The sequence below is a fragment of the Dermacoccus abyssi genome, assembly GCF_003515945.1.
GTDB lineage: Bacteria > Actinomycetota > Actinomycetes > Actinomycetales > Dermatophilaceae > Dermacoccus > Dermacoccus abyssi.
On sequence record NZ_QWLM01000018.1, the window covers coordinates 21,174 to 45,560 of the forward strand.

The 24,387-nt window shown below is 68.5% G+C and carries 22 protein-coding genes and 1 pseudogene; 13 read left to right on the forward strand and 10 right to left on the reverse strand.

Going from position 1 to position 24,387, the window contains the following annotated elements:
- The first annotated feature begins 14 nt into the window (after positions 1–14).
- On the forward strand, positions 15–875 hold the full coding sequence (locus tag D1832_RS12890) for an alpha/beta fold hydrolase (RefSeq protein ID WP_147362707.1): 861 nt from the start codon (positions 15–17) through the stop codon (positions 873–875).
- Between the two features lie 57 nt (positions 876–932).
- Here D1832_RS12890 and D1832_RS12895 read toward each other — a convergent pair whose 3' ends face one another.
- A complete protein-coding gene (locus D1832_RS12895) occupies positions 933–1,304 on the reverse strand; it encodes a TetR/AcrR family transcriptional regulator C-terminal domain-containing protein (RefSeq protein WP_118914587.1) in 372 nt (123 codons plus the stop codon).
- A 35-nt stretch (positions 1,305–1,339) separates the two neighbouring features.
- On the opposite strand from D1832_RS12895, the pseudogene D1832_RS12900 reads away from it, so the two are divergent.
- The 3 genes and pseudogenes from D1832_RS12900 to D1832_RS12910 all read left to right on the forward strand — a co-directional run.
- Positions 1,340–2,560 (forward strand): annotated as a pseudogene (locus tag D1832_RS12900) (MFS transporter); the annotation flags it as partial.
- 124 nt (positions 2,561–2,684) lie between these two features.
- The gene (locus tag D1832_RS12905; RefSeq protein WP_241511009.1) at positions 2,685–4,022 is read left to right on the forward strand and encodes a M20/M25/M40 family metallo-hydrolase; all 1,338 of its coding nucleotides are present in this window, start codon (positions 2,685–2,687) and stop codon (positions 4,020–4,022) included.
- A gap of 5 nt (positions 4,023–4,027) precedes the next feature.
- Positions 4,028–5,458, forward strand: a complete 1,431-nt coding sequence (locus D1832_RS12910) for an MFS transporter (RefSeq protein ID WP_118914591.1) — start codon at positions 4,028–4,030, stop codon at positions 5,456–5,458.
- A 72-nt stretch (positions 5,459–5,530) separates the two neighbouring features.
- Here the strand turns inward: D1832_RS12910 and D1832_RS12915 are convergent, their stop codons facing one another.
- Positions 5,531–6,292 (reverse strand): universal stress protein, encoded by a 762-nt coding sequence (locus tag D1832_RS12915; protein WP_118914593.1) that lies wholly within the window; start codon positions 6,290–6,292, stop codon positions 5,531–5,533.
- A 131-nt stretch (positions 6,293–6,423) separates the two neighbouring features.
- Positions 6,424–9,063 carry an ATP-dependent chaperone ClpB gene (gene clpB, locus D1832_RS12920; protein ID WP_118914595.1) on the reverse strand — a complete coding sequence of 880 codons (2,640 nt, stop codon included), beginning with the start codon at positions 9,061–9,063 and terminating at the stop codon, positions 6,424–6,426.
- 492 nt (positions 9,064–9,555) lie between these two features.
- Here clpB and D1832_RS12925 point away from each other — a divergent pair, with 492 nt between their 5' ends.
- From D1832_RS12925 to D1832_RS12940, 4 genes are all read left to right on the forward strand, one after another.
- Positions 9,556–10,011 carry a hypothetical protein gene (locus D1832_RS12925; RefSeq protein WP_118914597.1) on the forward strand — a complete coding sequence of 152 codons (456 nt, stop codon included), beginning with the start codon at positions 9,556–9,558 and terminating at the stop codon, positions 10,009–10,011.
- Positions 10,008–10,502 (forward strand): roadblock/LC7 domain-containing protein, encoded by a 495-nt coding sequence (locus D1832_RS12930; protein WP_147362708.1) that lies wholly within the window; start codon positions 10,008–10,010, stop codon positions 10,500–10,502. The genes D1832_RS12925 and D1832_RS12930 overlap by 4 nt, the downstream gene beginning before the upstream one ends.
- Positions 10,503–10,738: 236 nt before the next feature.
- The gene (locus D1832_RS12935) at positions 10,739–11,101 is read left to right on the forward strand and encodes a hypothetical protein (protein ID WP_118914600.1); all 363 of its coding nucleotides are present in this window, start codon (positions 10,739–10,741) and stop codon (positions 11,099–11,101) included.
- A 186-nt stretch (positions 11,102–11,287) separates the two neighbouring features.
- The gene (locus tag D1832_RS12940; RefSeq protein ID WP_118914601.1) at positions 11,288–13,126 is read left to right on the forward strand and encodes an ABC transporter ATP-binding protein; all 1,839 of its coding nucleotides are present in this window, start codon (positions 11,288–11,290) and stop codon (positions 13,124–13,126) included.
- An 88-nt stretch (positions 13,127–13,214) separates the two neighbouring features.
- Here the strand turns inward: D1832_RS12940 and D1832_RS12945 are convergent, their stop codons facing one another.
- Positions 13,215–13,850, reverse strand: coding sequence for a DUF2382 domain-containing protein (locus D1832_RS12945; protein WP_118914602.1), 636 nt, complete (start codon positions 13,848–13,850; stop codon positions 13,215–13,217).
- Between the two features lie 129 nt (positions 13,851–13,979).
- On the opposite strand from D1832_RS12945, the gene D1832_RS12950 reads away from it, so the two are divergent.
- Complete coding sequence (locus tag D1832_RS12950; RefSeq protein ID WP_118914604.1) at positions 13,980–14,444, forward strand: SRPBCC family protein; 465 nt, start codon at positions 13,980–13,982, stop codon at positions 14,442–14,444.
- Between the two features lie 65 nt (positions 14,445–14,509).
- Here the strand turns inward: D1832_RS12950 and D1832_RS12955 are convergent, their stop codons facing one another.
- Positions 14,510–14,791 (reverse strand): hypothetical protein, encoded by a 282-nt coding sequence (locus D1832_RS12955; RefSeq protein WP_118914605.1) that lies wholly within the window; start codon positions 14,789–14,791, stop codon positions 14,510–14,512.
- Between the two features lie 90 nt (positions 14,792–14,881).
- On the opposite strand from D1832_RS12955, the gene D1832_RS12960 reads away from it, so the two are divergent.
- Positions 14,882–15,145, forward strand: coding sequence for a hypothetical protein (locus tag D1832_RS12960; protein ID WP_118914607.1), 264 nt, complete (start codon positions 14,882–14,884; stop codon positions 15,143–15,145).
- 94 nt (positions 15,146–15,239) lie between these two features.
- A complete protein-coding gene (locus tag D1832_RS12965; RefSeq protein ID WP_118914609.1) occupies positions 15,240–16,079 on the forward strand; it encodes an SGNH/GDSL hydrolase family protein in 840 nt (279 codons plus the stop codon).
- Positions 16,080–16,098: 19 nt separating this feature from the next.
- On the opposite strand, the gene D1832_RS12970 is transcribed toward D1832_RS12965, so the two are convergent.
- The gene (locus D1832_RS12970; protein ID WP_182434785.1) at positions 16,099–16,836 is read right to left on the reverse strand and encodes a TetR/AcrR family transcriptional regulator; all 738 of its coding nucleotides are present in this window, start codon (positions 16,834–16,836) and stop codon (positions 16,099–16,101) included.
- 88 nt (positions 16,837–16,924) lie between these two features.
- Here D1832_RS12970 and D1832_RS12975 point away from each other — a divergent pair, with 88 nt between their 5' ends.
- Both D1832_RS12975 and D1832_RS12980 read left to right on the forward strand, forming a co-directional pair.
- Entirely contained in the window at positions 16,925–17,938 is a 1,014-nt protein-coding gene (locus D1832_RS12975) for a zinc-binding dehydrogenase (protein WP_118914611.1), read from the forward strand.
- Positions 17,939–18,010: 72 nt separating this feature from the next.
- Positions 18,011–19,777, forward strand: a complete 1,767-nt coding sequence (locus D1832_RS12980; protein WP_118914613.1) for an oleate hydratase — start codon at positions 18,011–18,013, stop codon at positions 19,775–19,777.
- 149 nt (positions 19,778–19,926) lie between these two features.
- Here D1832_RS12980 and D1832_RS12985 read toward each other — a convergent pair whose 3' ends face one another.
- The 4 genes from D1832_RS12985 to dnaK form a co-directional block, all read right to left on the reverse strand.
- The gene (locus tag D1832_RS12985; protein WP_182434791.1) at positions 19,927–20,361 is read right to left on the reverse strand and encodes a heat shock protein transcriptional repressor HspR; all 435 of its coding nucleotides are present in this window, start codon (positions 20,359–20,361) and stop codon (positions 19,927–19,929) included.
- Between the two features lie 71 nt (positions 20,362–20,432).
- Positions 20,433–21,446, reverse strand: a complete 1,014-nt coding sequence (locus D1832_RS12990; protein WP_118914617.1) for a DnaJ C-terminal domain-containing protein — start codon at positions 21,444–21,446, stop codon at positions 20,433–20,435.
- Between the two features lie 178 nt (positions 21,447–21,624).
- Positions 21,625–22,254, reverse strand: a complete 630-nt coding sequence (locus D1832_RS12995; RefSeq protein WP_118914619.1) for a nucleotide exchange factor GrpE — start codon at positions 22,252–22,254, stop codon at positions 21,625–21,627.
- A gap of 121 nt (positions 22,255–22,375) precedes the next feature.
- The gene (gene dnaK / locus D1832_RS13000; RefSeq protein ID WP_118914621.1) at positions 22,376–24,262 is read right to left on the reverse strand and encodes a molecular chaperone DnaK; all 1,887 of its coding nucleotides are present in this window, start codon (positions 24,260–24,262) and stop codon (positions 22,376–22,378) included.
- Positions 24,263–24,387: the final 125 nt, after the last annotated feature.

Sequence of the window (24,387 nt, forward strand, 5' to 3'; positions counted from 1 at the left end):
GTTTGGGTGTGTTCATGGCCCGCATCGACTGGAACACCCGCGAAGTGACTGCGCCCGACGGCGCCCGACTTGCCGTCTTCGTCCACGAACCGGCCGGTCTCGCCCCGGACGCGACGACGATCGTCATGTCGCACGGGTGGACGCTGGATCACCGCTCCTGGGAGCCCGTCGCCGAGCGGCTCGCCGCCGAGGGCAGACGTCGCATCGTGGCGTGGGATCAGCGTGGACACGGCGGCTCCAGCGTGGCCGGTGGCGCACGACGCGGCGGCGAGGCGAGTGTGCACGTGCTCGGGGACGACCTCGCCCTCGTCATCGAGAAGGCCGTTCCGGAGGGCTCACCGATCATCCTGGCGGGCCACTCGATGGGCGGCATGACGATCATGGCGTTCGCGGGCATGCACCCCGACGTCGTGCGTGAGCGGGTCACGTCCGTCGTCCTCGTGGCGACCTCGGCCGGGCAGCTGCGCGGTCTGCGCATCCCCGGCGAAGCCCTCGCCATGCGGGCCCTGAGCCACATCCCGTGGCGCCCGGGTGTTTTCGCGACGACGCGTTCGCAGCGCATCGCGTTCGGCCAGGACGCCCGCAAGGAGGACGTCATCGCCGCGCGCGCCCAGATGCGCGGCACCCGCCTGTCGACGACGGGCAGTTACTACAAGGCCCTCATGGCCCACGACGAACTCGCGGCCCTTGAGTCACTCAAGGACACCCCGGTGACGATTCTCGTCGGCACGCGCGACATGCTCACCCCGCCGCGTCACGCCAAGGCGCTCGCCGAGGCACTGCCGGACGCCGACGCTCAGTTCCTCGAGGGCAAGGGGCACATGCTCACCTACGAGGCGCCCGACGAGGTGGCCGCCGCCATCCTCCGATCCTGAGCGGCCGCCGGGGCACTGGTCCCGCGTTTCCCAGGCAACTTCCCGGGGCGCTTGCCGTCAGGCGAGCCCCGCCTGACGCTCCAACCCCGCGAGGATGAGGTCGAGGCCGGCAACGAACTGCTCGAAGTCGTCGTGGTCGCGGAAGATCGGCGCCATCGAGCGCGCGAAGGGGAACACCTCGGGGTCGCGCTGCATCCACGTGTCGGCCCACTCGCCGAGATAGCGCTCGCGCATCTCGTCGGGGTTCTCGCCCGGTTCGGGTTCGGGCGCCTGCTCGATCGCCATCTGCGCGCCCATGCCGACGACGTAGTTGACGACGGCCGAGACGGCCTGGAAGCGCTGGCGATCCGTGAGGTCGAGGCGTAGCAGGTGTTGGCCGATGCCCTCCCAGAACACGAGTGAGTTCTCCTGCAGCTCCATGTCGTGCATGAAATGCGCCGCCGTCCACGGGTGCGCCTGGCGGAACGCTCGGCGACATGTTCGGTCGCCGCCGCAGCCTCCTGCTCGGACTCAGCGCCTTCGGCGCCGTCAGCCTCGGCGTCCTCTTCATCGACGCGGCGTGGCAGCTCGTCGCCATCCGCGCCCTGCTCGGCATGGCGGCGGCCTTCATGGCCCCCGCCACGATGTCACTCACCTTCCGCCTCTTCGACGACGTCAAGCTGCGCGGCAAGGCGATCGGACTCATCGTCACCGTCGCGATGATCGGCTTCGCCATCGGCCCGGTGCTCTCGGGCCTCGCCGTCGAGCACATGAGCTGGCACGTCCTGCTCCTGCTCAACGCGCCCGTCGCCCTCATCGCCGTGCTCGGTGTTGCCTGGGGCATCCCGGCCGACGAGAAGAGCGAACTTCGCGCCGGCAGCCTCGACACCGTCGGCGCCTTCTTCTCCATCACGACGCTCGCCGTCGGCCTCTACTCCTTCACCAGCGGCGTCCAGAACGGCTGGGCCTCGACGACGACGCTCACCTGCTTCGCCGTCGCCATAGCGGCCGGCATCGGCTTCTACCGTCGTGAGCGCAGCGCCGCCAACCCGATGGTCGACCTCAACCTGCTCGCTCGCCCCACCGTCCGCGGCAGCGCCCTCATCCAGACCGTCGTCATGCTCGCCATGGTCGGCACGATGTACGGCACCTCGCAGCAGTTCCAGTTCGCCTGGGGCTGGAGCCCGGTCGAGGCCGGTTTCGCCAACCTGCCGTTCGTCTTCGCGATGCTCGCCGCGTCGCCCCTGGCCGACAAGCTCATCGCGACGATCGGTCAGCGCAAGACGTCGGTCTTCGGCGGCTCGATGGCGGTGCTCGGCCTCGTCCTCATGACGTTCGCCGTCGCGCAGAACTTCATCGCCATCGCGGCAGCCACGATGATCCTCGTCGTCGGCGTCCGCTGCACCATGAGCAGCGCCGCCCTCGCCCTCATGGGCGACCTGCCCGAGGACCAGACGTCCTTCGGTGCCGCGCTCAACGACACCGTGCAGGAGCTCGGTAACTCGGTCGGCGTCGCCATCATCGGCACCGTCATGGCCATCATCGTCGTCATCAACCTTCCCGGTGGCCAGTGGCCGCAGGCGCTCGTCGACAACTTCATCCACGCCGAGCAGGTCAGCTTCGCCATCATGGCCGTCGTCGTCGCCGGCTTCGTGGCCCTGGGCGCCCGCTCCCTCACGGACTCGAAGGCCACCGACGAGCACTGAGCCACGACCCCCTCACGATGTTGAGCGATGAGCGCGACACCGATGCCGCGCTCACCGCTCAACATCGTCATGGGGTGGGGCGGTTTCGGCACGGGGCGCCGGGCCTCGGTCGTAGCGTGAGCCCATGTCGAACCACGACCCTGCCCAGGCGATGACGGACGACGACGCGGTCGCCGCTTTCCGTGCCGCGTTGCGCCACCCGACCGTCGCCGGGAGCGCCTACGACGCCGCGGTGTTCAGCGCGTTTCACGAGACGCTGCGCTCGTCGTTCTCCTTGCTGTTCGCTGCAGCGGAGTCGGTCGAGGTGCCGGGCGACGCTCTGCTCCTGCGCGTCGGCGGAACCACCGACGCCGATCCGCTCGTCCTCATGGCTCACCAGGACGTCGTCCCGATCGAACCGAGCGACACGTGGACCCACCCGCCCTTCGACGCCCATGACGACGGGGAGTTCCTCTGGGGCCGAGGAACACTCGACGACAAGGGTTCCCTCGTCGCCATCTGCGTGGCGATCGAGCGGTTGCTCGGCCGCGGGGTCACGCCCCGTCGCGACGTATGGCTCTCCTTCGGCGCCGACGAGGAAGTCATGGGTCATCACGCCGCGGCCGCCGTCGAGGCGTTGCAGGCGCGCGGCGTCACGCCGTTCGTCGTGCTCGACGAGGGCGGCGCCGTGGCTTCCGAGGTCTTCCCCGGCGTGACGAAGCCCGTCGCGATGATCGGCGTCGCCGAGAAGGGCACGGCCGATCTCCGGCTCGTCGCACACGGCGACGGCGGGCACGCCTCGACCCCGAAGAGGGGCGGCGCCACGGCGAAACTGGCCCGCGCCATCTCGGCACTCGACGCCAACCCCGCCCCCGCGCGGCTGACGCCGACCGCCGTCGCGATGTTCGATGCGGTCGCCGAGGTGGCGGCCCGCCCGCTCTCCCTCGTCCTGGGCCGGATCGGGTCGGCGAGCGGCCTCTTCGCCCGGGTTCTCACGCGCCTCGGCCCCGAAACCGCCGCCATCGTCCGCACGACGCGTGCCGTCACGATGCTCGAAGGCTCCAAGGCCCAGAACGTCATCGCGACCACCGCGACAGCCGGCGTCAACATGCGCATCGGCGTCGGCGAGAGCCTCGACGAAGCGGTGCGCGCCGTCGAGCGGGCCGTCGCGCCCCACGCGCAGGTGGAGCTCATCGGCGGCAGCGGCCCGACGCAGGTGGCACCCGTCGATCACCCGGCGTTCGAGACGCTGCGCCGCGTGACACGCGAGGTGCTGGCCGACGCACACGTCGCTCCCTACGTCATGAACCAGGCCACGGACGCCCGTCACTTCCACGCCGTGTGGCCGCACGTCTATCGCTTCACCCCGTTCCATATGTCGAAAGCGCAGCGCGAGAGTCTGCACAACGTCGACGAGCGCATCACGCGGGCCTCGTGGCTCGAGGGCGTGCGCTGGTACGAGCGTCTCGTCGAGGAGGCCTGATTTCCGTGGAGCAGAGCACGCGATCGGGCGGCGACGTCGTTCCGAAGATCGCCGCCGTCGTCGGCTTCCTCGTCGTGGTGGAACTGACGTCCGGCGTCATCCAGGGCTACTTCACGCCGCTCTACACCGATATCGCGCGGCATCTGGGCATCCACGACGCCGACGTCAACTGGTTCGAGGCGGCGCAGTTGCTCGTCTCCGCGGTCACGGTGCCGGTGTTGGCGCGCCTCGGCGACATGGTCGGGCACAAACGCGTGCTTATGCTCTCCAGTGCGATCACGGCGTGCGCCGCATGGGGCGTCGCCTTCGCGCCGAACTTCTGGCTCTTCCTCATCGCCTGGGCGCTCATGGGGCCGTACGTCGTGTGGCTGCCGCTCGAGATCGCGCTCGTTCACCGGCGCACGAAGGGCGATAGCTCGCGCACCCGGACGGCTGCTGCCGTGCTCGTCCTCGCGCTCGAGGTCGGCGTCATCGCGGGAGCGCTGACGTCAGGCGCCCTCCAACCGGTGTTCGGCATGACGGGTCTGCTCGCCATCCCGGCATTCGCGATCACGGCGTGCTTCGTCGTCATCTGGTTCGGGGTGCCCGAGACGCCCCCGACGGGCTCGCACCGCCTCGACCTGCCGGGTGCCGCGCTGCTGTGCGGGTTGTTGCTCGCCGTCATGGCCGGGCTGATGCTCGTGCGCTTCGTCGGGCCGGGAAGCCCGTGGCCGTGGTTGGCCCTCGTCGTCGGAGCCGGCCTTGTCGTGCCGTTCGGGCGCCACGAGATGCGCCACCCCGACCCCGTCATCGACGTACGCCTCCTGCGTGAGCGCCGTCAGTTGTCGGTGCAGCTGGCCACCGGCCTGTTCGGATTCAGCGTGCTCGGCGCCCAGATCCCGCTGTCGACGTTCGCCCGCACCGACCCGGACGTCACGGGCTCCGGCCTCGGCGCCAGCGCGGGTGGGGTCTCGATGCTCATCGGCGGCTACGTGCTGTCCATGGGGCTCGGTGCCGTGACGGCGCCCGCGCTCGCGAAGCGGCTCGGCGAGTTCGGCGCGTTGGCGGTGGCCGCGTGCTTCGTGGCGCTCGGGTACGGGCTCAACGTCGTCAGTCACGGTTCGGTCTTCGGCCTGCTCGTCAACATGATGATCGCCGGAATCGGAAGCGGCGCCCTCGTGGCGGCGCTCCCGGTGGCCGCCGCCGGTGCGGCACCGGCGTCGCACACGGGCCAGATGACGGGGCTGACGAACATGGCGAAGACGGTGGGCGGCGCGATCGCGTCCAGCATCTTCGCCCTGTGCCTGGCCTCGGCCGGGCAGACGGAGGACGTGGGCGACCACGCGCCACTGGGCGGCTACCTCGCCGTCTGGGCGATCTGCTCGGCCACGGCCGTCGGCGCGGCCCTCCTGCTGTGGCGCGCCCGCCGAATGAGCGGTGGCCTCAAACCTGACTGATGCAGAAAGTGGAGGTTGTGCACGAAGTATCGTGCACAACCTCCATTTTTCGCGGTCAACCAGGCGTCAGCCTCAGCGGGCGTCGCTGCGGGGAACGATGATCATCGGCACCGGCAGAGCGGCGAGCATGCGCGTGGCCGACGTGCCGAGGAACGTCGTGCGCCCGCGCGCCAGGCGCGAGGAGCCGACCATGAGGGCGGTGCGCTCGTCCCAGTCCATCTTCTTGACGGCGTGCTTGAGCGAGACGAGCGAGATGAGAACGAGCGGCAGGCCGACGCGGGCAACACCCTCGGCTGCCTCGAGCACGATCTCCTGCGCGCCCGGGCGCGGGCCGATGGCCGCCGACAGCGACGAGAGGGTGTCGAACTTCTTCTTGCGGTAGTTGCGCGGCGCCATCGCGACCGGGACGGGGCTCGCGTGGAGCAGACCGCCGACGATCGGGTTGGCGGCGACGGGCTGGCCGGGGCCCGAACCTGCACCGATGACGATCATGGCCGAGCCAAGTTGTTCGGCCGTGCGCAGGATGCCCTGCGTGACCGAGGTGTCGTGCGCGACGTGCGTCTCGACGTTCAGATCCTTGTCCACCGACTTCGCGGCCTTCTTCAGCCAGCCGCGAGCCTCCTTCTCCACCCCCTTCTCGAAGCTCGTATCGCCGATGGCCAGCGTCGCCGTGTGCGTGGGGTGGTGCACGACGTAGACGATGTCGAGCGTGGCGTCGAAGGTGCGCGCCAGCACGGAGCCCAGCTTGAGGGCGTCCTGGGAGCGCTTGTCGCCACCCCAGGCGACAAGGTAGCGGGAGCCGCCCGCGGGCACTGCAGAGTCGTTGGTTGCCATGAGTCGAACTTACCGCCCATCGGGTGAGATTGGTCCCCTCCCAAGGGTGCTCCCCTGAACGAGAAACCGTGGCCGACACGAAGAGAGGCGGCGGCTCCCAGGGGAACCGCCGCCTCTCGCGAGGGAACGTGTCAGCTCACGGCACCGGGCACGACCTTGAGGCCCGTGACCGGAGCCTCCATACCCTCCGGCGCCTCGACACCCTCGGGCATCTTCAGCGCCTCGCCGCGCTCGACGTCGATGACGACGTTCTGCCCGTCGAGCACCTCGCCGGCGAGGAGTGCACGAGCCAGACGGTCGCCGATCTCCTTCTGCACGAGGCGACGCAGCGGGCGCGCACCGTACGCCGGGTCGTACCCCGTCTCGGCGAGCCACTCGCGCGCGGCCGGCGTCACCTCGAGGGTGATGCGGCGATCGGCGAGCCGCTTGCTCAGCGACGCGACCTGCAGCTCGACGATGTGCGACAGCTCGTCCCGCGTCAGCGGGTCGAAGATGACGATCTCGTCGAGACGGTTGAGGAACTCGGGCTTGAACTGCGCGCGCACCGCACCCATGACGGCGCCATGCTTGGCCTCCGGCGCCATCGTCGGGTCGACGAGGAACTGGCTGCCCAGGTTCGACGTCATGACGAGGATGACGTTGCGGAAGTCGACCGTGCGGCCCTGACCGTCCGTGAGGCGTCCGTCGTCGAGCACCTGCAGGAGGATGTCGAACGTCTCCGGGTGCGCCTTCTCGACCTCGTCGAGCAGCACGACCGAGTACGGGCGACGGCGCACGGCCTCGGTCAGCTGACCGCCCTCTTCGTACCCGACGTAGCCGGGGGGCGAACCGATGAGGCGCGCGACGGCGTGACGCTCGGAGTACTCCGACATGTCGATGCGCACCATGGCGCGCTCATCGTCGAAGAGGAAGTCGGCGAGCGACTTCGCGAGCTCCGTCTTGCCCACACCCGTCGGGCCGAGGAACAGGAACGAACCGGTCGGACGATCAGGGTCGGCGATGCCGGAGCGCGAACGGCGCACGGCGTCGCTGACAGCCTGGACCGCGGCCTTCTGACCGATGAGGCGCTCGCCGAGGAAGTCCTCCATGCGCAGCAGCTTCTCGGTCTCGCCCTCGAGCAGACGCCCGGCGGGGATGCCGGTCCAGCTGGCGATGACCTCGGCGATGTCGTCGGCGGTCACCTCGTCGGAGACCATCGGCGCCTCGCCGCCGGCCTTCGAGGACGTCGCCTCGGCTGCCTGCGCCTCGTCGAGCTGCTTCTCAAGAGCCGGGATGTCGCCGTAGAGCAACTTCGAGGCGTTGCCGTAGTCACCTTCGCGCTGCAGCTTCTCGGCCTGCGTGCGCAGGTCGTCGATCTGGGCCTTGAGATCACCGACCTTGTTGAGGCTGGCCTTCTCGGCCTCCCAACGCGCCGTCAGCGCGGCGAGCTGCTCCTCGGTGTCGGCGCGGTCGGCCCGCAGCTTCGCGAGTCGGTCGCGCGAGGCCGGGTCGGTCTCGCTCTCGAGGTGCAGTTCTTCCATGTTCATGCGGTCGACGCTGCGGCGCAGCTGGTCGATCTCGACAGGGCTCGAGTCGATCTCCATGCGCAGACGCGACGCGGCCTCGTCGATGAGATCGATCGCCTTGTCGGGCAGCTGTCGGCTCGTGATGTAGCGGTCACTCAACGTCGCAGCGGCGACGAGCGCCTGGTCGGCGATGGCGACCTTGTGGTGCGCCTCGTAGCGCTCCTTGAGGCCGCGCAGGATCGCGATCGTGTCCTCGACGCTCGGCTCACCGACGAACACCTGCTGGAAACGACGCTCCAGCGCCGGGTCCTTCTCGATGTTCTCGCGGTACTCGTCGAGCGTCGTCGCACCGACGAGACGCAGCTCGCCGCGCGCGAGCATCGGCTTGAGCATGTTGCCGGCGTCCATCGACGAGTCGCCACCGGCGCCCGCGCCGACGACGGTGTGGATCTCGTCGATGAACGTGACGATCTCGCCGTCGGAGTTCTTGATCTCCTCGAGGACGGCCTTGAGGCGCTCCTCGAACTCGCCGCGGTACTTGGCACCGGCGACCATCGCGCCGAGGTCGAGGGAGATGAGGCGCTTGTCGCGCAGGCTCTCCGGCACGTCCCCGGCGACGATGCGCTGCGCGAGACCCTCGACGACGGCCGTCTTGCCGACGCCGGGCTCACCGATGAGCACCGGGTTGTTCTTCGTTCGGCGGCTGAGCACCTGCACGACGCGACGGATCTCGCTGTCTCGGCCGATGACCGGGTCGAGCTTGCCCTCGCGGGCGACGGCGGTGAGGTCAGTACCGAACTTCTCGAGCGCCTCGAAGGTGCCCTCCGGGTCGGCGTTCGTCACCTTGCGCCCGCCACGTGTGCCCGGGATCGCGGCCTCGATGCCCTCGGCGTCGAGCGATGAGAAACGGCCGGTGCGCGCGAGCGCGAGAAGGATGTGGTCGGTGGAGGTGAACGAGTCACCCATCGACGACATGATCGTGCGCGCCTGCTCGAGGATGTTCAGCAGTTCGCGGCTCATGCCCGGCTGGCCGACGCTGGCGCCGCTCGAGCTGGGGTACGTGGCGAGCACGCGGCCGGCCTCCGCCGTGACGGCGGCCGGGCTGGACGCCGAGGCTTCGAGCAGAGGACGCGTCGTCGTGTCGGTCTGCTCGACGAGCGCCTTGAGCATGTGGGCAGGCTCGATCGACGGATTGCCCGCCGTCTGCGCTGCGGTGACGGCGTCGGAGAGGGCCTCCTGAGCCTTCGTGGTCAGTTGAAGATCCACTGGCTGACTCCTTGCTCTTGAAACGTGTGCGATGCGTGCTGCTTTCATCGTGTCACTGGGAACAGCCCTACTGGGTGCAACACTGCTTGTCATCGTCAACGACAGGAAAGTTGAGTCTATTCCGCTCAAGTCGGGCACCTCCGACGAACCGGTCGGCAACCGTTCGCGCAGGGCCCAGATTCCGCGCGTGACACAGGAAAAGCGCGAGGCGCCGACGCAACCCGCGACTCGGACGGGCGTCTTACCTAGCGATGGTCGCCAAGAGTGGTTGAAAATGGGACGACCAAGTTATGCTACTGGCCAGAAACATCGTGGATGCGATATCTGCTGCCCACGACCGACTTCAAGGAGACCCACGTGACGTCGACCCCTTCCGGTCGTCGAGCACCGCTCTAGGCCGTCGTCGGAACGGCGATCAGCCATCAGGTCGCGTTCTGCGGCCCCCTCGGCGTCGGCAAGACGACCGCAGTCCTCGCGGCCTCGACGGGCGAGGTGGCGAGCACCGAGGCTCAGTGGAGCGTCACGAGCACGATGGTCGGACGGGGCATGCCGAAGCGCACCACGACGGTCGGCATCGACTACGGCGAGTGGAAGGCCGACGACGGCTCCACCTACGCGATCTACGGCACGCCTGGCCAGGAGCGGTTCGCCGAGGCCCGCAGCGGCGCCATCAGCCCCGGCGCCAAGATCGTTCTGTGGCTGTTCGGCAACAGCCCCAGCGCCCTCGACGAGGCCGCCGAGTGGCTCGACCTCCTCGACGCCGCCGACAACCACGGTCGCATGACGGTCGCCGTGACGCGCACCGAGGAAGAGGGTTCGCGACCCGTCGCCGAGTTCGAATCGTTCATCCACGAGCGTCACCCCGACATCGCGGTGGTCGTCGCCGACCCCCGCTCCAGCGAAGACGTGCGTCGCGTCGTGCGCGTGGCCACGGGAGGTTCACGATGACCCAGCAGCAGTCAGGCGTCGTCGGTTCGGCAATGACCGACGTCCACGCCGAGCCCGGACTCAACGACGAGATCGCCGCGGACTGGGCCACCTGGTCGCGCAGCCTCGGCATGATCGCGCTGCCACACCTGCGCCGCCTGGCCGAGGAGGTGCCCGAGCTCACGGCCGGGATGGTCTGCTCCGGCGACGGCCTCAACCTCGCCGCCATCGGCGTCGACGGCGCCTTGACCGGCCGCCTCGCAGCGCTGTCGTCGTCCCTGTTCGGCGTGGCGGGCGCGCACCGTCAGGTCACGAGTGGTAACGAGGACGACGGTTCGACGATGGTCAACATCGCAGGCGACCACCAGCAGGCCGTTCTGCTCCGCATGGAGGTGAAGAACGTGGGCCAGCTCGTCGTCGTGGCCGCGGCGGAGGACGTGACGCTCGGCGTCCTCGTCGTCGCCGTGCGCAACACGGCTGACGCCCTGCGACAGTTCCTGGAGGGCAGTTGACGCCTCCTGACGGTGGCGAACGGCTCTCGCTGACCGACCGCGCTCTGGCGTGGATGGGTCTGCTCCCCCAGCAGCCGACCGGACCTCATCGGTCCACTCCGGCCGCACGTCCGCCGCTGAGGCCGGACACTTCGAAACTTCCGCCCCCAGCGGCGGACGACCTGTCGTCACCGGCCCCGGTGACGTCGACCCCTACCGCACCGCCGAACCAGGCGGTGGCAACACAAGGAGAACCCGTGGCTGACTACAACGCACTCGTGGGCGACATCGCCTCCGAGGTGAACGGCTTCATCGGCGCGTCCGTCGTCGACCTCAACTCGGGCATGACGCTCGCAACCCGCTCCGCTCGCCCCGACTTCGACCTCGAGGTCGCGAGCGCCTACAACTCCGAGATGGTGAAGGGCAAGTTCCGCACCGTCGAGGCCCTCGGCCTCTCCAGCGAGCTCGAGGACATGCTGCTCACGCTGAGCGACCAGCTCCACCTCATCAAGCTCATCAACAAGGAGACGTTCATCTACGTCGCTGCCGAGAAGAGCAAGACGAACCTCGCGCTCCTGCGCACCGCCGTCGTCCTGCAGTTCAAGAAGCACGGCGTCTGAGACCTTTCAGGTGAGCCGCGCTCACTCGTGACGGCCCCGGCCCCGCCCCACCTGGGCGGTCCGGGGCCGTTCGCGTGCACCGCGCCCGCTCGTCCAGCGGGACTGGTGCATATTCCCGTCCTGGGGGTGGTGAACGTCCCACCTCCAGGATTTCCGCGTTGTCGGACCCCGGTGAGACTCTGACGTGTGCGAAGTCTCGGCAAGATCTTGTCCTCCACGCGAGCGTTGTGGCCTTACTACGGTGCGATCCTCGTCAGTTCGATCCTCGTCACCATCACCTCGCTCCTCATGCCGTTCATCATCTCGGGCGCGACCGATCAGGTCGTCGAGGTGGTCAAGAACGGTGGGCACAGCGACAGTCACGTCCGCACGATCATGTGGTTCGCCGTCGCGCTGCTGGCGGCCGACGTCGCGAACACGATCATCAGCAACATCGGCGGGTACTTCGGTGACGTCGCCGCCGTGCGGATGCGACGCATCCTGTCGACGCGGTACTACGAGAAGCTGCTGACGCTGCCGCAGAGCTACTTCGACCGTGAACTGACCGGCACGATCATCAACCGGTTGTCGCGCAACATCTCCGAGACGACGCAGTTCCTCAACATGTTCGCGAACAACTTCCTGCCGATGTTGCTCACGACGTTCGCGGTGCTCATCATCTCGGCGGTCTACTCGTGGCCACTCGCGCTCTTGCTGCTCATCGTCTTCCCGGTCTACATGCACCTGACGACGCTCACGAGCAAGAAGTGGCAGGTCCTCGAGCAACAGAAGAACGAGCAGTTCGACATCGCCGGCGGCCGCTTCGCGGAGGTCGTCGGGCAGATCCGTGTCGTCAAGAGCTTCGGGCAGGAGAAGCGCGAGCTCACGTCCTTCGACGACCGGTACGCCAGCACCGTCGCGACCACGCGCGTGCAGTCGCGCTACTGGCACCTCATGGACGCCGCCCGCCGCGGCTCGCTCAACGTCATCTTCTTCGGCGTGTACGCCATCGTGTTCGTGCAGACGGTGCGCGGCGTCTTCACCATCGGCGACATGGTGCTGCTCATCCAGCTCGTCAACATGGCCCGCCAGCCCGTCATGATGATGAGTTACCTCGTCGACTCGGGCCAGCGCGCCGTCGCGGGCAGCCGCGACTACTTCAAGGTGCTCGACGAGATGCCCGAGCGTGACATCGCCGCCCTCGCTGCCGACGATGCGCCGGCGTCGCGAGCGAGCAGCGCGACGGCTCGTGGGAGCGACGACGGCCGCGACGACACCGTGATCGAGTTCGACGACGCGACCTTCGGCTACGACGACGATCGCGCGGTGCTCGAGCACATCGACCTCTCCATCCGACACGGTGAGCGCATCGCGTTCGTCGGTGAGTCGGGCGGCGGCAAGACGACGCTCATCAGCCTGCTGCTCGGCTTCTACCGCCTGCGCGAGGGCCGCCTCAGCGTCTTCGGTCGCGACGTCGACGAGACGCCGCTCGCGCAGCTGCGCTCGGACTTCGGCGTGGTCTTCCAGGACAGCTCGCTGTTCAGCGGGACGATCCGGGAGAACATCGCCTACGGGCGGCCCGACGCGAGCGAGGAAGAGATCGTCGACGCCGCGAAGCGCGCCAACGCCGACATCTTCATCCGCCGTTTCGACGACGGCTACGACACGACGATCGGCGAACGCGGCCTCAAGCTCTCGGGTGGGCAGAAGCAGCGCATCGCCGTGGCGCGAGCGATGCTCAAGGACGCCCCGATCCTCATTCTCGACGAGGCGACGAGCGCGCTCGACACGAAGTCGGAGCGCCTCGTGCAGGCCGGCCTCGACGAGCTGATGGAGGGGCGCACGTCGCTCATCATCGCCCACCGCCTCTCGACGATCAGCACGGTCGACCGCATCGTCACGCTACGTGACGGGCGCATCGACGAGGTCGGGCCCCCTGAGGAACTCGCCGTCTCCGGCGGCATCTATGCGGAGCTTTTGGCCCTCCAGGCCTCGGGGCGCAAGACCGACAAGAAGCGCCTCAAGGAATACGACATCGCGGGCTGACAAGAACGGAGCCGGCGTGGGCACCGCAGCGAAGCGCAGCGAGGATGTCCGCGCCTGCTGAGGGCGCAGGAGGCGCGGACTCGCCTCTTCAGCGGGTGATGTCGGGGTAGGTGTCACCGTCGAGGTCGAAGTCGACGACCTCGCGGCGCACGCTGTCGGTGTAGGTCATCGTCTGCGTCTCGCGCTCGACATCGAGACGGAGTCGTTCGACGGCGTACACCTCGGTGCTGATGACGGGGCGCTCCTCGTGGAGCACGATGTCGTATCCGTTCGTCGCAGCCGCGTCGTCGGCCCCGGCGCGTTCCTGCTCATCACGCAGACCGTCGTACACCTCGTCACGACGCCCCGAGCGAGCTTCCTCGCTCTCGCGCCGCTCGTCGTGCCCGTCACGCTCGACGGCGTCGTACGGGCCCTCGTTGGGGGTGTTCTTCTCCCCGTACGGCATGCCGCCGGTACGGTCCTCGATGCGCGGCTCCCAGTACGACGGAGGCAGATCGAGCACCTCCTCGCTGCCGTCGTCGTAGACCCGCACGAGGTCAGCCACCTCACGGCGCACGGGCAGCGTCACCGTCAGTTCCTCGACGATGATGCGCTTGCGCACCTCGACCCGCCCCACCTCGTAGCGTTCGACGCCGGGCGTCAGGCGCTCCTCGTGCACCACCATGCCGTCCGCCTCGTCGCGGCGCCCGTCTAAGGGGCGCTCGACGCCTCGCTGGTCGCTCATCTGTGACTCCTTCGTCCGTGGCGCGGTGCGCGCCACCCGGTTTCACGTTCACGCTACCGGAGCGGTCGAAGGCACGCTCCCCTGCGGCCACCCCTTGCGGAGCGCTGCCGAGTGAGAAAGGGTGAAGGCATGACTGACAACCAGAAGATCACCGTCACCCGCACGATCGAGGCTCCGGCCCAGAGCGTGTTCAATGTGCTCACCAACCCGGCCGAGCACGTCAAGCTCGACGGCTCGGGCTTCATCCGCAGCGTCGACCACGGCGACCGCATCCAGAAGGTCGGCCAGGTGTTCACCATGAACATGGAGGGCGAGCACATGGGCGGCGAGTACCAGACCGACAACCACGTCACGGGTTACGTCGACGACAAGCTCGTCGCGTGGCAGACGGCTCCGGCGGGCACCGAGCCCAAGGGCTGGGAGTGGGTGTACGAGCTCGACGCCAAGGGTCCGAACGAGACCGAGGTGACGCTCACGTACGACTGGAGCAAGGTCACCGACAAGGAACTGCTCAAGAAGGTGCACTTCCCGCTCGTCCAGGAGCATGCGCTCGAGGAGAGCCTGCAGAAGCTCTCCGAGCTGGCCGCAAGCTGACGTCTGAAGCGCACAACGCGAAGCGCCGCACGCCCGAAAGGGGGTGCGGCGCTTCGTCGCGTCGGTCAGCGGGTGGCCTGCTGCGCGGGGTTGTCGTCGAGCCAGCCGCCGTTCTCCTCGGCCAGTTTCTCGAAGCGCTCGGCGAGCGCCTGCGCGACGGCGGAGGCGGGGTCGTCGATCGTCGCCTGACGCACGTAGACGCCCCAGTCGTGGTCTTCGTCGTCCTCTTCACCGGCGAGCGCCTCGCGAACGACGCGCACCTCGGTGAAGTCGTCCTCCTCGAGCAGGTCTTCAGCGATCTCGTCGGCGATCTCGCGTTCGGGGAAGATCATGAGGTACTCGGTCATGCCACCACTGTGCCAAGCGTGCTCGCCGATTGCCACAGGACGCGCCGCCGGTAGATTGGGCGGCGTTCCCCCACTCAAGGAGTCCCCCGAATGACTTGGGCGTTCGTCATCGCGCTGATCCTTCTCGTGCTCGTCGCGCTGAGCAACTTCGCGCTGCAGAAGCGCGTGCGCCAGCTGGAGCAGGAGGTGACCGATCTGCGCAGCGGCCAGGACATCTCCCAGCGCGTCAGCTACCTCGTGAACAACGGCCGCGAGGTCGAGGCGATCGCTGTGTACCGCAAGGCCACCGGGCTCGGTCTCGTCGAGAGCAAGAGCGCCGTCGAGGTCATCGCGAGGAACAACCCGCAGATCTGACGACGGCTCGGTTCACCCGGTTTTCACGACGTCGTCGCACGCCGGTCGTCGGGGCGCCACGACGACGTCGGCCGTCGGCCCTAGGTTCGCGGCGATGAACGGACGTTATGTGGCGGTGGGTGACTCGTTCACCGAGGGCGTCGGCGACGCCAATCTCATGTACCCGAACGGCGTGCGCGGGTGGGCCGATCGTATGGCCCGCCAGATGGGGCGCGCGGACGCGACGTGGGAGTACGCGAACTTCGCCATCCGCAGCAAGCGTCTCGACGAGATCGTCGACGAGCAGTTCGACGCCGCCCTCGCGCTCGAACCGACGCTCATCTCGTTCTACGCCGGCGGCAACGACATCCTCGCCGTCCGCTCCGACATGCCCGCCATCATGGAGCGTTACGAGGCCGCGCTGCAGCGCCTCGTCGGATCGGGCGCGCAGGTGCTGCTGTTCACGACGTTCGACGTGAAGATCTCGACGGCGCTCGAGCCGCTGCGGCGGCGCATCGTCTTCTACAACGACGCCGTGCGCGAACTGGCCCGCCAGTACGGCTGCCTGCTCGTCGATCACACCCAGTTTCGCGAGTTCGACGACCCGCGCATGTGGGCGTTCGACCGCATCCACATGAGCCGGCTCGGGCACAAGCACCTCGCCGCCTACGTGCTCGCCGAACTCGGCATCCCCCACACCCTCAAACTGCCGGAGCTGCCTCCGTTCGAGGCGCCGCACTGGCGCGAGAGCATCCGCACCGAGAGCCGATGGCTCGCCACCGAGGTGATCCCTCTCCTCCGGCGCCGCGTCAACGGCGTCCGTGAGGGCGACACGCTCCCCCCGAAGTGGCCCGAACCGATCCGGCCCGCGGACGGCATGAAGCGACTGGCCCGTGCGCGCGCGGGCGACGCCGTCGAGGTCAGGGCACGCGCAGGTGAACGCCACGCCGGCTGAGCGCCCGCGTCACGGGCGATCAGACGCCCGCGCCGCGCACCGCGACGTCGACGAGATCCCCGAGGCGGCGCGCCACGGATTCGACCTCGGCGCGCCCGGTACGCGTGCGGTTCAGCTCGAGCACCCCACCGGAGACGATGAGGCCCGCGGCGACGACGCTGCGCTCCGCGTCACCCCCCGCTGCGACGAGCAGCGCCGCGATGGCGTCCTCGAGACCAGCGACCAGCGCGACGACCTTCTCGCGATACGGTCCGGGCGCACCGAACAGCACCTCCCGTCCGACGACCATCGCGTTCTCGGGGTAGTCACGGGCCTGCTGCGCGAACGGTTCGAGCAGACGCAGGACGTGCTCGCGCACCCCACCGTCACCGGCGTCGTCGGGCAGGTGATCGACGACGAGATCACGCCACTCGTGTTCGACGACCATCATGAGCAGTTCCGCCTTCGTCGGGGCGTACTGGAACACGGTGCCGGCGGCGACGTTGGCGCGCTTGGCCACCTCGGCCGTCGTCATGCGCTCGTACCCCACCTCACCGAGCAGGCTCTCGGCAGCCGCGAGGATGCGGGCCTGTTTGTCGGCCTTGTTGCGTGCGCGACGACCCTGCTGGTCCGCGCCGCTCACGACGGGACGTCGGCAGGTCACGACCGTGGCGTCAGGCGTACCCGGCGTGGGGGCCGGCCTCGTCGGGGCCGTCGAGGCCGTCGAATCGGTCGACGGTGTCGCGGAGGCGGCCGTGGCGCTGAGGGGAAGCGTCATGGATCGAAACCTTACCCGGGCCGAAAGGCCCTGGTGGCGCCGCAAAAAATGAGTACAGTCAAAAATAGCCGGAAACGAAGGAGACACCATGGACACCATGAAGGCCGCACGCCTCGACGTCACGCACCACACCCTGAACGTCGAGGAGGTACCCGTCCCGACGCCAGGGCCGGGCCAAGCCGTCATCGAGGTGAAGGCGGCGGGCGTCTGCCTGTCGGACGTGCACCTGCTCGAAGGGCTCATCGCGCCGCAGTTCCTCGACAGCGAGAAGGTGACGCTCGGTCACGAGGTCGCGGGCGTCGTCACCGCCCTCGGTGACGGCGTGCCGACACTGCCCGGCATCGAGGTGGGCAGCCGCGTCCTGCTGCAGGCCGGCCACCGCCTCCCGAACGGCCGCATCCTGACGCGCGGCGTCGACTACGACGGCGGGTACGCCGAATACGCCCTCGCGCAGGCCGAGACGCTCGTCCCGATCCCCGACGACCTCCCGTTCGAGCAGGCCGCCATCATCCCCGACGCCGTCTCGACGCCGTGGGCAGCCATCCAGACGAGCGGGCGCGTGCGCGCCGGCGAGGCCGTCGGCGTCTGGGGCCTCGGCGGGCTGGGCATTCACGCCGTGCAGTTGCTGCGTCTCATCGGCGCCTCCCCCATCGTCGCGATCGACCCGCTCGAGGCCGCCCGCGAACGGGCGCTCGCCGTCGGCGCCGACGTGGCGTGCGCCCCTGAAGACGCGGAGGACGCCATCCGTCAGCTCTCGCCCCGCGGTCTCGACGTCGCGTTCGACTTCGCGGGCGTGGCCCCCGTGCGAGCCCAGGCGATGGCCTCCCTCGCGCCCCAGGGACGTCTCGTCATCGTCGGCCTCGCCGGGCGGCCCATCGAGATTCCGTCCGACACCGCATTCGCCTACAAGCAGCTGACGCTGCGCGGCCACTACGGCAGCGAGGGAACGGACGTCCACCAGCTCGTCGCGTTGACCCGCACGAAGCGGCTCGACCTGTCGACGTCGATCAGCGGGGTCTTCCCGCTCGAGGAAGCGCCCGAGGTGCTCGAGCGGCTCGCGCGCAAGGACGGCAACCCGATCCGCTTCATCCTGCAGCCCTGACGGCGCACGCAACCGTCCGCTCACCCATCGTCCCGCGCGATGATCTCGCGCACCCGACCTCGAGGAGGTCCCATGTACTACAGCAGTGGAAACTACGAAGCCTTCGCCCGTCCTCGCCCGCCGAAGGACGCCGCGAGCAAGCACGCCTGGATCGTCGGCAGCGGCCTCGCGGGCCTCGCGGCGGCCGTCTTCATGATCCGTGACGCCGCCGTCCCCGGCGAGAACATCACGATCCTCGAGAAGGGCTCCCTCGCCGGTGGCGCCCTCGACGGGATCGAGGAGCCCGAGAAGGGGTTCGTCATCCGCGGTGGACGCGAGATGGAGAACCACTTCGAGTGCCTGTGGGATTGCTTCCGCACGATCCCCAGCCTCGAGGTCGAGGGCGCGTCCGTGCTCGACGAGTTCTACTGGCTCAACAAGGACGACCCGAACTACTCGCTGCAGCGCGCCACCGTCGAACGCGGCCAGGACGCGCACACCGACGGGTTGTTCACGCTGAACAAGAAGGCGCAGAAGGATCTCGTCAAGGTGTTCCTCGCGACGCGCGAGGAGATGGAGAACAAGCGCATCGACGAGGTGTTCGGCCGCGACTTCCTCGACAGCAACTTCTGGCTCTACTGGCGCACGATGTTCGCGTTCGAGGAATGGCACAGCGCACTCGAGATGAAGCTGTACCTGCACCGCTTCATCCACCACATCGGCGGACTTCCGGACTTCTCGGCGCTCAAGTTCACCAAGTACAACCAGTACGAGTCGCTCGTGCTGCCGATGACGAAGTGGCTGAGCGAGCAGGGCGTGCGTTTCCAGTACGACACGGAGGTGACGGACGTCGAGTTCGACCTGACGGCGTCGGCCGAGCGCGCGACCCGCATCGAGTGGACCCGCTCCGGCGAGCACGCCGGTGACACGGGCGTCGACCTCGGGGACGACGATTACGTCCTGATGACGATCGGCTCGCTCGTCGACAACTCCGACGAGGGCGATCACCGCACCGCCGCGACGCTGAACCGCGGCCCTGCGTCGGCGTGGGACTTGTGGAAGAAGATCGCGCGCAAGGATCCGTCGTTCGGGCGCCCCGAGGTGTTCTGCAGCTCCATCGACGAGACGAAGTGGGAGTCGGCGACCGTCACGACGCTCGATGAGCGCATCCCCGAGTACATCCGGCGCATCGCCAAGCGCGACCCCTTCAGCGGACGGGTCGTGACGGGCGGCATCGTCACCGTCAAGGATTCGAGCTGGCTCATGAGCTGGACGGTGAACCGCCAGCCGCACTTCAAGAAGCAGCCGAAGGACCAGATCGTCGTGTGGGTCTACAGCCTGTTCGTCGACACGCCCGGCGACTACGTCAAGAAGCCGATGAGCGAGTGCACCGGCGAGGAGATCACCGCCGAGTGGCTCTACCACCTCGGCGTGCCCGAGGCTGACATCCCCGAACTCGCGGCGACGGGCGCGAAGTGCGTACCGGTCATGATGCCGTACGTGACGTCGTTCTTCATGCCCCGCAAGGCCGGTGACCGCCCTGACGTCGTGCCGGAGGGCGCGGAGAACTTCGCCTTCATCGGCCAGTTCGCCGAGACGAGCCGCGACTGCATCTTCACGACCGAGTACTCGGTGCGCACCGGCATGGAAGCCACCTACCAGTTGTTCGGCGTCGAGCGCGGTGTGCCCGAGGTGTTCAACTCGACCTACGACGTGCGGACGCTGCTCGACGCCTCGGCGCGCCTCAAGGACGGCGAGAAGACCGAGCTGCCCGGCCCCGCCGTACTGCGCCGCAAGATCGCGAAGGGGCTCGACTCCACCGAGATCGGCGTGCTGCTGCGCGAGCACGGCATCATGTGACGGCGACCTGACGCCCGCATCGCGCGCCGAGGCCCTCATCCCCGAGTCGGGGATGAGGGCCTCGTCCATGCAGGTGTTGTGCGACAACGGTGTGGCGCTGCGTCGCGCCGCCGCTGGAGGGTGCGACGTGCGTCGTGACGAGCTCGGGCTCAGCGGGTGCCGTACGGCACGAGCGAACGCCCGGTCGAGCGCGGCTGCGGTCGTTCGCCGGGCCGCAGCGCGATGATGCCGTCGCGCCCGGCCGCGAAGACGCGCTTGTGAGAGCGCGATCCGAGCGCGTCGCGGTACTGCGCGTTCTGCTCGCTCAGCTCCTCGATCCGCGCCCGTAGCGCCGTGACCTGGTGCTCGAGCTCCATGATGCGTTGGATGCCGGCGAGCGAGACTCCCTCCGACGACAGCTCCTGCACCCGACGCAGCTGCGCGATGTTGCGCATCGAGTAGCGGCGACCGCCGCCACCCGTGCGTTCGGGGGTGACGAGCCCCAGACGGTCGTACTGGCGCAGCGTCTGGGCGTGCATCCCGGCCAGTTCGGCGGCGACGGAGATGACGTACACCGGCTTCGCCGGATCGTCGAGGCCGCGCAGCCGCTCGTCAGCGACGCGTCCGTTGTGGTCGTCGACGATCTCGCCGAGCCGCCGTTCGACCCGTGACGGCGTCACGACGCGGCCTGACGCGCCTTCGCGAGCAGCTCTTCGCGCGGGTCGGCTTCGCCCGCGGCGAGGGTCTCGACGGCCTGACGCTGCTCGTCGGTGAGCTCCTTCGGCACGACGACGTGAACCTTCGCGATGAGGTCGCCGGTCGCCTTCTTCGTCTTCACGCCACGGCCCTTGACGCGCAGGCTGCGGCCCGAGGGCGTGCCGGGCGCGACGCGGACCTTGACGCTCTTGCCGTCGAAGGTGGGCACCTGCACCGTGGCGCCGAGGGTGGCCTCGGCGAACGTCACGGGCAGCTCGACGGTGAGGTTGTCACCGTCGCGGCCGAAGACCGGGTCGGTGCCGACGCTGACGTGCAGGATCATGTCGCCGTTCGGGCCACCGCCGAAGCCGGGACGGCCCTTGCCGCGCAACCGGATCTTCTGCCCGTCCTTCACCCCGGCCGGAATGCGCGCGGTGAAGCTCTGACCATCGGCGTCGCTGATGCGCACCTCGCTGCCCTCGACGGCCTGGCGGAACGTGATCGACGCGCGCGCCTCGACGTCCTCGCCTCTCTGGGCGGCACGCTGACGGGGGCCGCCGAAGCCGGAGCTGAACCCGCCGCCCCCGAAGCCTCCGCCGGCGCCACCGAACTGGGCGAGCAGATCTTCGAGGTTGATGCCCTGCTGGCCACCCGCCCCGCTCGAATAGGTGCGGTAACCGCTACCGCCGCCCCCGCCGAACATCGACGAGAAAACGTCCTCGGCGCCGCCGGCACCGCCGCTGAAGCGGGCGCCGCCTCGCGCCATCTGACGCACGGCGTCGTACTCCTGACGCTGCTGCGGATCGGAGAGCACCTGGTTGGCCTCGCCGATCTCCTTGAACTTCTGCTCGGCGGAGGTGTCACCGGGGTTCTTGTCCGGGTGATACTTGCGGGCCAGCTTGCGGTAGGCCTTCTTGATGTCCTCCTCGCTCGCGTCCTGCGCGACACCGAGGGTGGCGTAAAAGTCTTTTTCGAACCAGTCCTGACTGGCCATGCGCACCTCCTTCGTGGTTTCACGCCCGCCGGTTGCGGACCGGGCGTGCATCGCGTGCGCGTGCGAATGGGGTTTTCAGTTGTGTGTCGGCGGCGCCCGGTGGGGGCGCCGCCGCGACGTCAGCGAAGCAGGTTGCCCCGCGGCACGAAGCGACTCGGCTCGGCCGCGGCGCGCTCGATCAGCCTGCGACCGAGACGCGGGCGGGACGCACGACGCGCTCGCCCACCTTGTAACCCGGCTGCAGCACCTGCACGACGAAGGTTCCGTCGACGCCCTCGGGCGCCTCGGCCTCGACGTGCATGAGCGCCTCGTGGACGCTGGGGTCGAACGCCTCGTCGACCGCGCCGAAGCGTGCCACACCGAACCGGTTGAGCGTCGATTCGATCTTGTCGGCGATCTTGCTCATCGGGCCCTCGGTGAGGTCGCCGTGCTGGCGCGCGAGCTCGATGTCGTCGAGCACCGGGATGAGGGATTCGACGACCGAGCCGATCGTCGCATCCTTCTCACGAGCCCGGTCGCGCTCGACGCGGTTGCGATAGTTGACGTACTCGGCCTGGATGCGCTGCAGGTCGGACAGGCGCTCCGCAGCGAGCTTCGTGTCCGGGTGCTCGGCGACCGCGGTGTCAGCGCTCGTCGCGTCGGAGCCGGCCTGCGTGGCGGCCTCGTCGGAACGCGTCTGCAGGTTCTCGGGCTGCTCATCGCCGGGCAGGTCGGAACCCACACCGCCGGCGAACGAGTTGTCGGTCTCGCCCTGCGTGACGCCGTCAGCGTTGTCGGGCGTCGCGCCGCTCGTGTTCTGGTCCGACATGACGGACTCCTTCCTGCCACCTCCTGGTGGCGAAGCGGCCGGTGGGCTCCCCGTGGGCAGCCCACCGGCCGTACTCGTGTCAGGGGCCGACCGGGGTGCGCGTGGCACCCCGGTCAAACACTCACTTGGAGGTGTCGTCGTCGTCCTCGACGACCTCGGCGTCGACGACGTCGTCGCCACCCTGCTTCTGCTCGCCTGCAGCGCCCTCGGCACCGGCCGCACCCGCGGCGTCGCCGTTCTCGGCCTGCGCGGCGTACATCGCGGCGCCCATCTTCTGGCTGGCCTCGGACAGCGCCGTGGCCTTCGCGTTGATGTCCTCCGGCGACGCGGACGACTCCGGCTTCAGGGCCTCCTTGAGCTCGGCGAGGGCGCTCTCGGTGGCCGACTTTTCGTCAGCGGGCACCTTGTCGCCGTTCTCCTCGAGGAACTTCTCAGTCGAGTAGACGAGAGCCTCGCCCGTGTTGCGGGCCTCGGCCTCCTCGCGACGCTTCGCGTCCTCGGCGGCGTGCTCCTCGGCTTCGCGGACCATGCGCTCGATGTCCTCCTTCGGCAGCGCGGAGCCACCGGAGATCGTCATCGACTGCTCCTTGTTCGTGCCACGGTCCTTCGCGGAGACGTGCACGATGCCGTTGGCGTCGATGTCGAACGTGACTTCGATCTGCGGCACGCCACGCGGCGCGGGAGCGATGCCCGTGAGCTCGAAGTTGCCGAGAGCCTTGTTGGCCTTGGCGATCTCGCGCTCACCCTGGAACACCTGGATGTCGACGGACGGCTGGTTGTCCTCAGCCGTCGAGAACACCTCGGTGCGCTTCGTCGGGATGGCCGTGTTGCGCTCGATGAGCTTGGTGAACAGCCCACCCTTCGTCTCGATGCCGAGGCTCAGCGGCGTGACGTCGATGAGCAGCACGTCCTTGCGCTCACCCTTGAGCACACCGGCCTGCAGCGCGGCGCCGACGGCGACGACCTCGTCCGGGTTGACGCCCTTGTTCGGCTCCTTGCCACCGCACATCTGCTTGACGAGCTCGACGACGGCCGGCATGCGGGTCGAGCCACCGACGAGGACGACGTGGTCGATGTCGGAGATCTTGACGCCCGCGTCCTTGATGACGTTCTCGAACGGGTTCTTCAAGCGCTCGAGCAGGTCCTTCGTCATCTGCTCGAACTGAGCACGCGTGATCGTCTCGTCGACGTGGATCGGGCCGTTCTCGCCCATCGACAGGTACTGGAGGGAGACGTTCGTCGAGGTCGAGCTCGACAGCTCCTTCTTCGCCTGCTCCGCGGCGTCACGCAGACGCTGCATGGCGATCTTGTCCTTGCCCAGGTCGACGCCCGACTCGCTCTTCACCTTGTTGATGAGGTGGTCGACGATGCGGTTGTCCCAGTCGTCACCACCGAGCTTGTTGTCACCGGAGGTGGCGCGCACCTGGATGGTGGAGAAGCCATCCTCCGCGTCCTTGCCCACCTCGAGCAGGGAGACGTCGAACGTACCGCCGCCGAGGTCGAAGACGAGGATGAGCTCGTCCTCCTTGCCCTTGTCGAGGCCGTAGGCGAGGGCCGCGGCGGTGGGCTCGTTGACGATGCGCAGGACGTTGAGGCCCGCGATCTCGCCGGCCTCCTTCGTGGCCTGACGCTCGGCGTCGTCGAAGTAGGCGGGAACCGTGATGACGGCGTCCGTGACCTCTTCGCCGAGGTAGGCCTCGGAGTCACGCTTGAGCTTCATGAGAATACGGGCCGAGATCTCCTGCGGCGTGTACTTCTTGCCGTCGATCTCCGTCGTCCAGTCCGTGCCCATGTGGCGCTTGACGGAACGGATGGTGCGATCGACGTTCGTGACCGCCTGACGCTTCGCGATCTCGCCGACGAGGATCTCGCCGTTCTTCGTGAACGCGACGACGGATGGGGTGGTGCGACCGCCCTCGGCGTTCGCGATGATCTTGGGCTCGTTGCCTTCGAGAACGGCAACGGCCGAGTTGGTGGTACCGAGGTCAATACCTACTGCGCGACCCATGAGGGATGCTCCTTCGTGTTGCTCACGACGACGCCGGGCCGCATGACCCGAGCCGTCAGGTTGACTGATGCTGACTCAACTCCGGTTGGTCTGCAGTGTCAATCCCAGACTCACCAAAGTTGCTC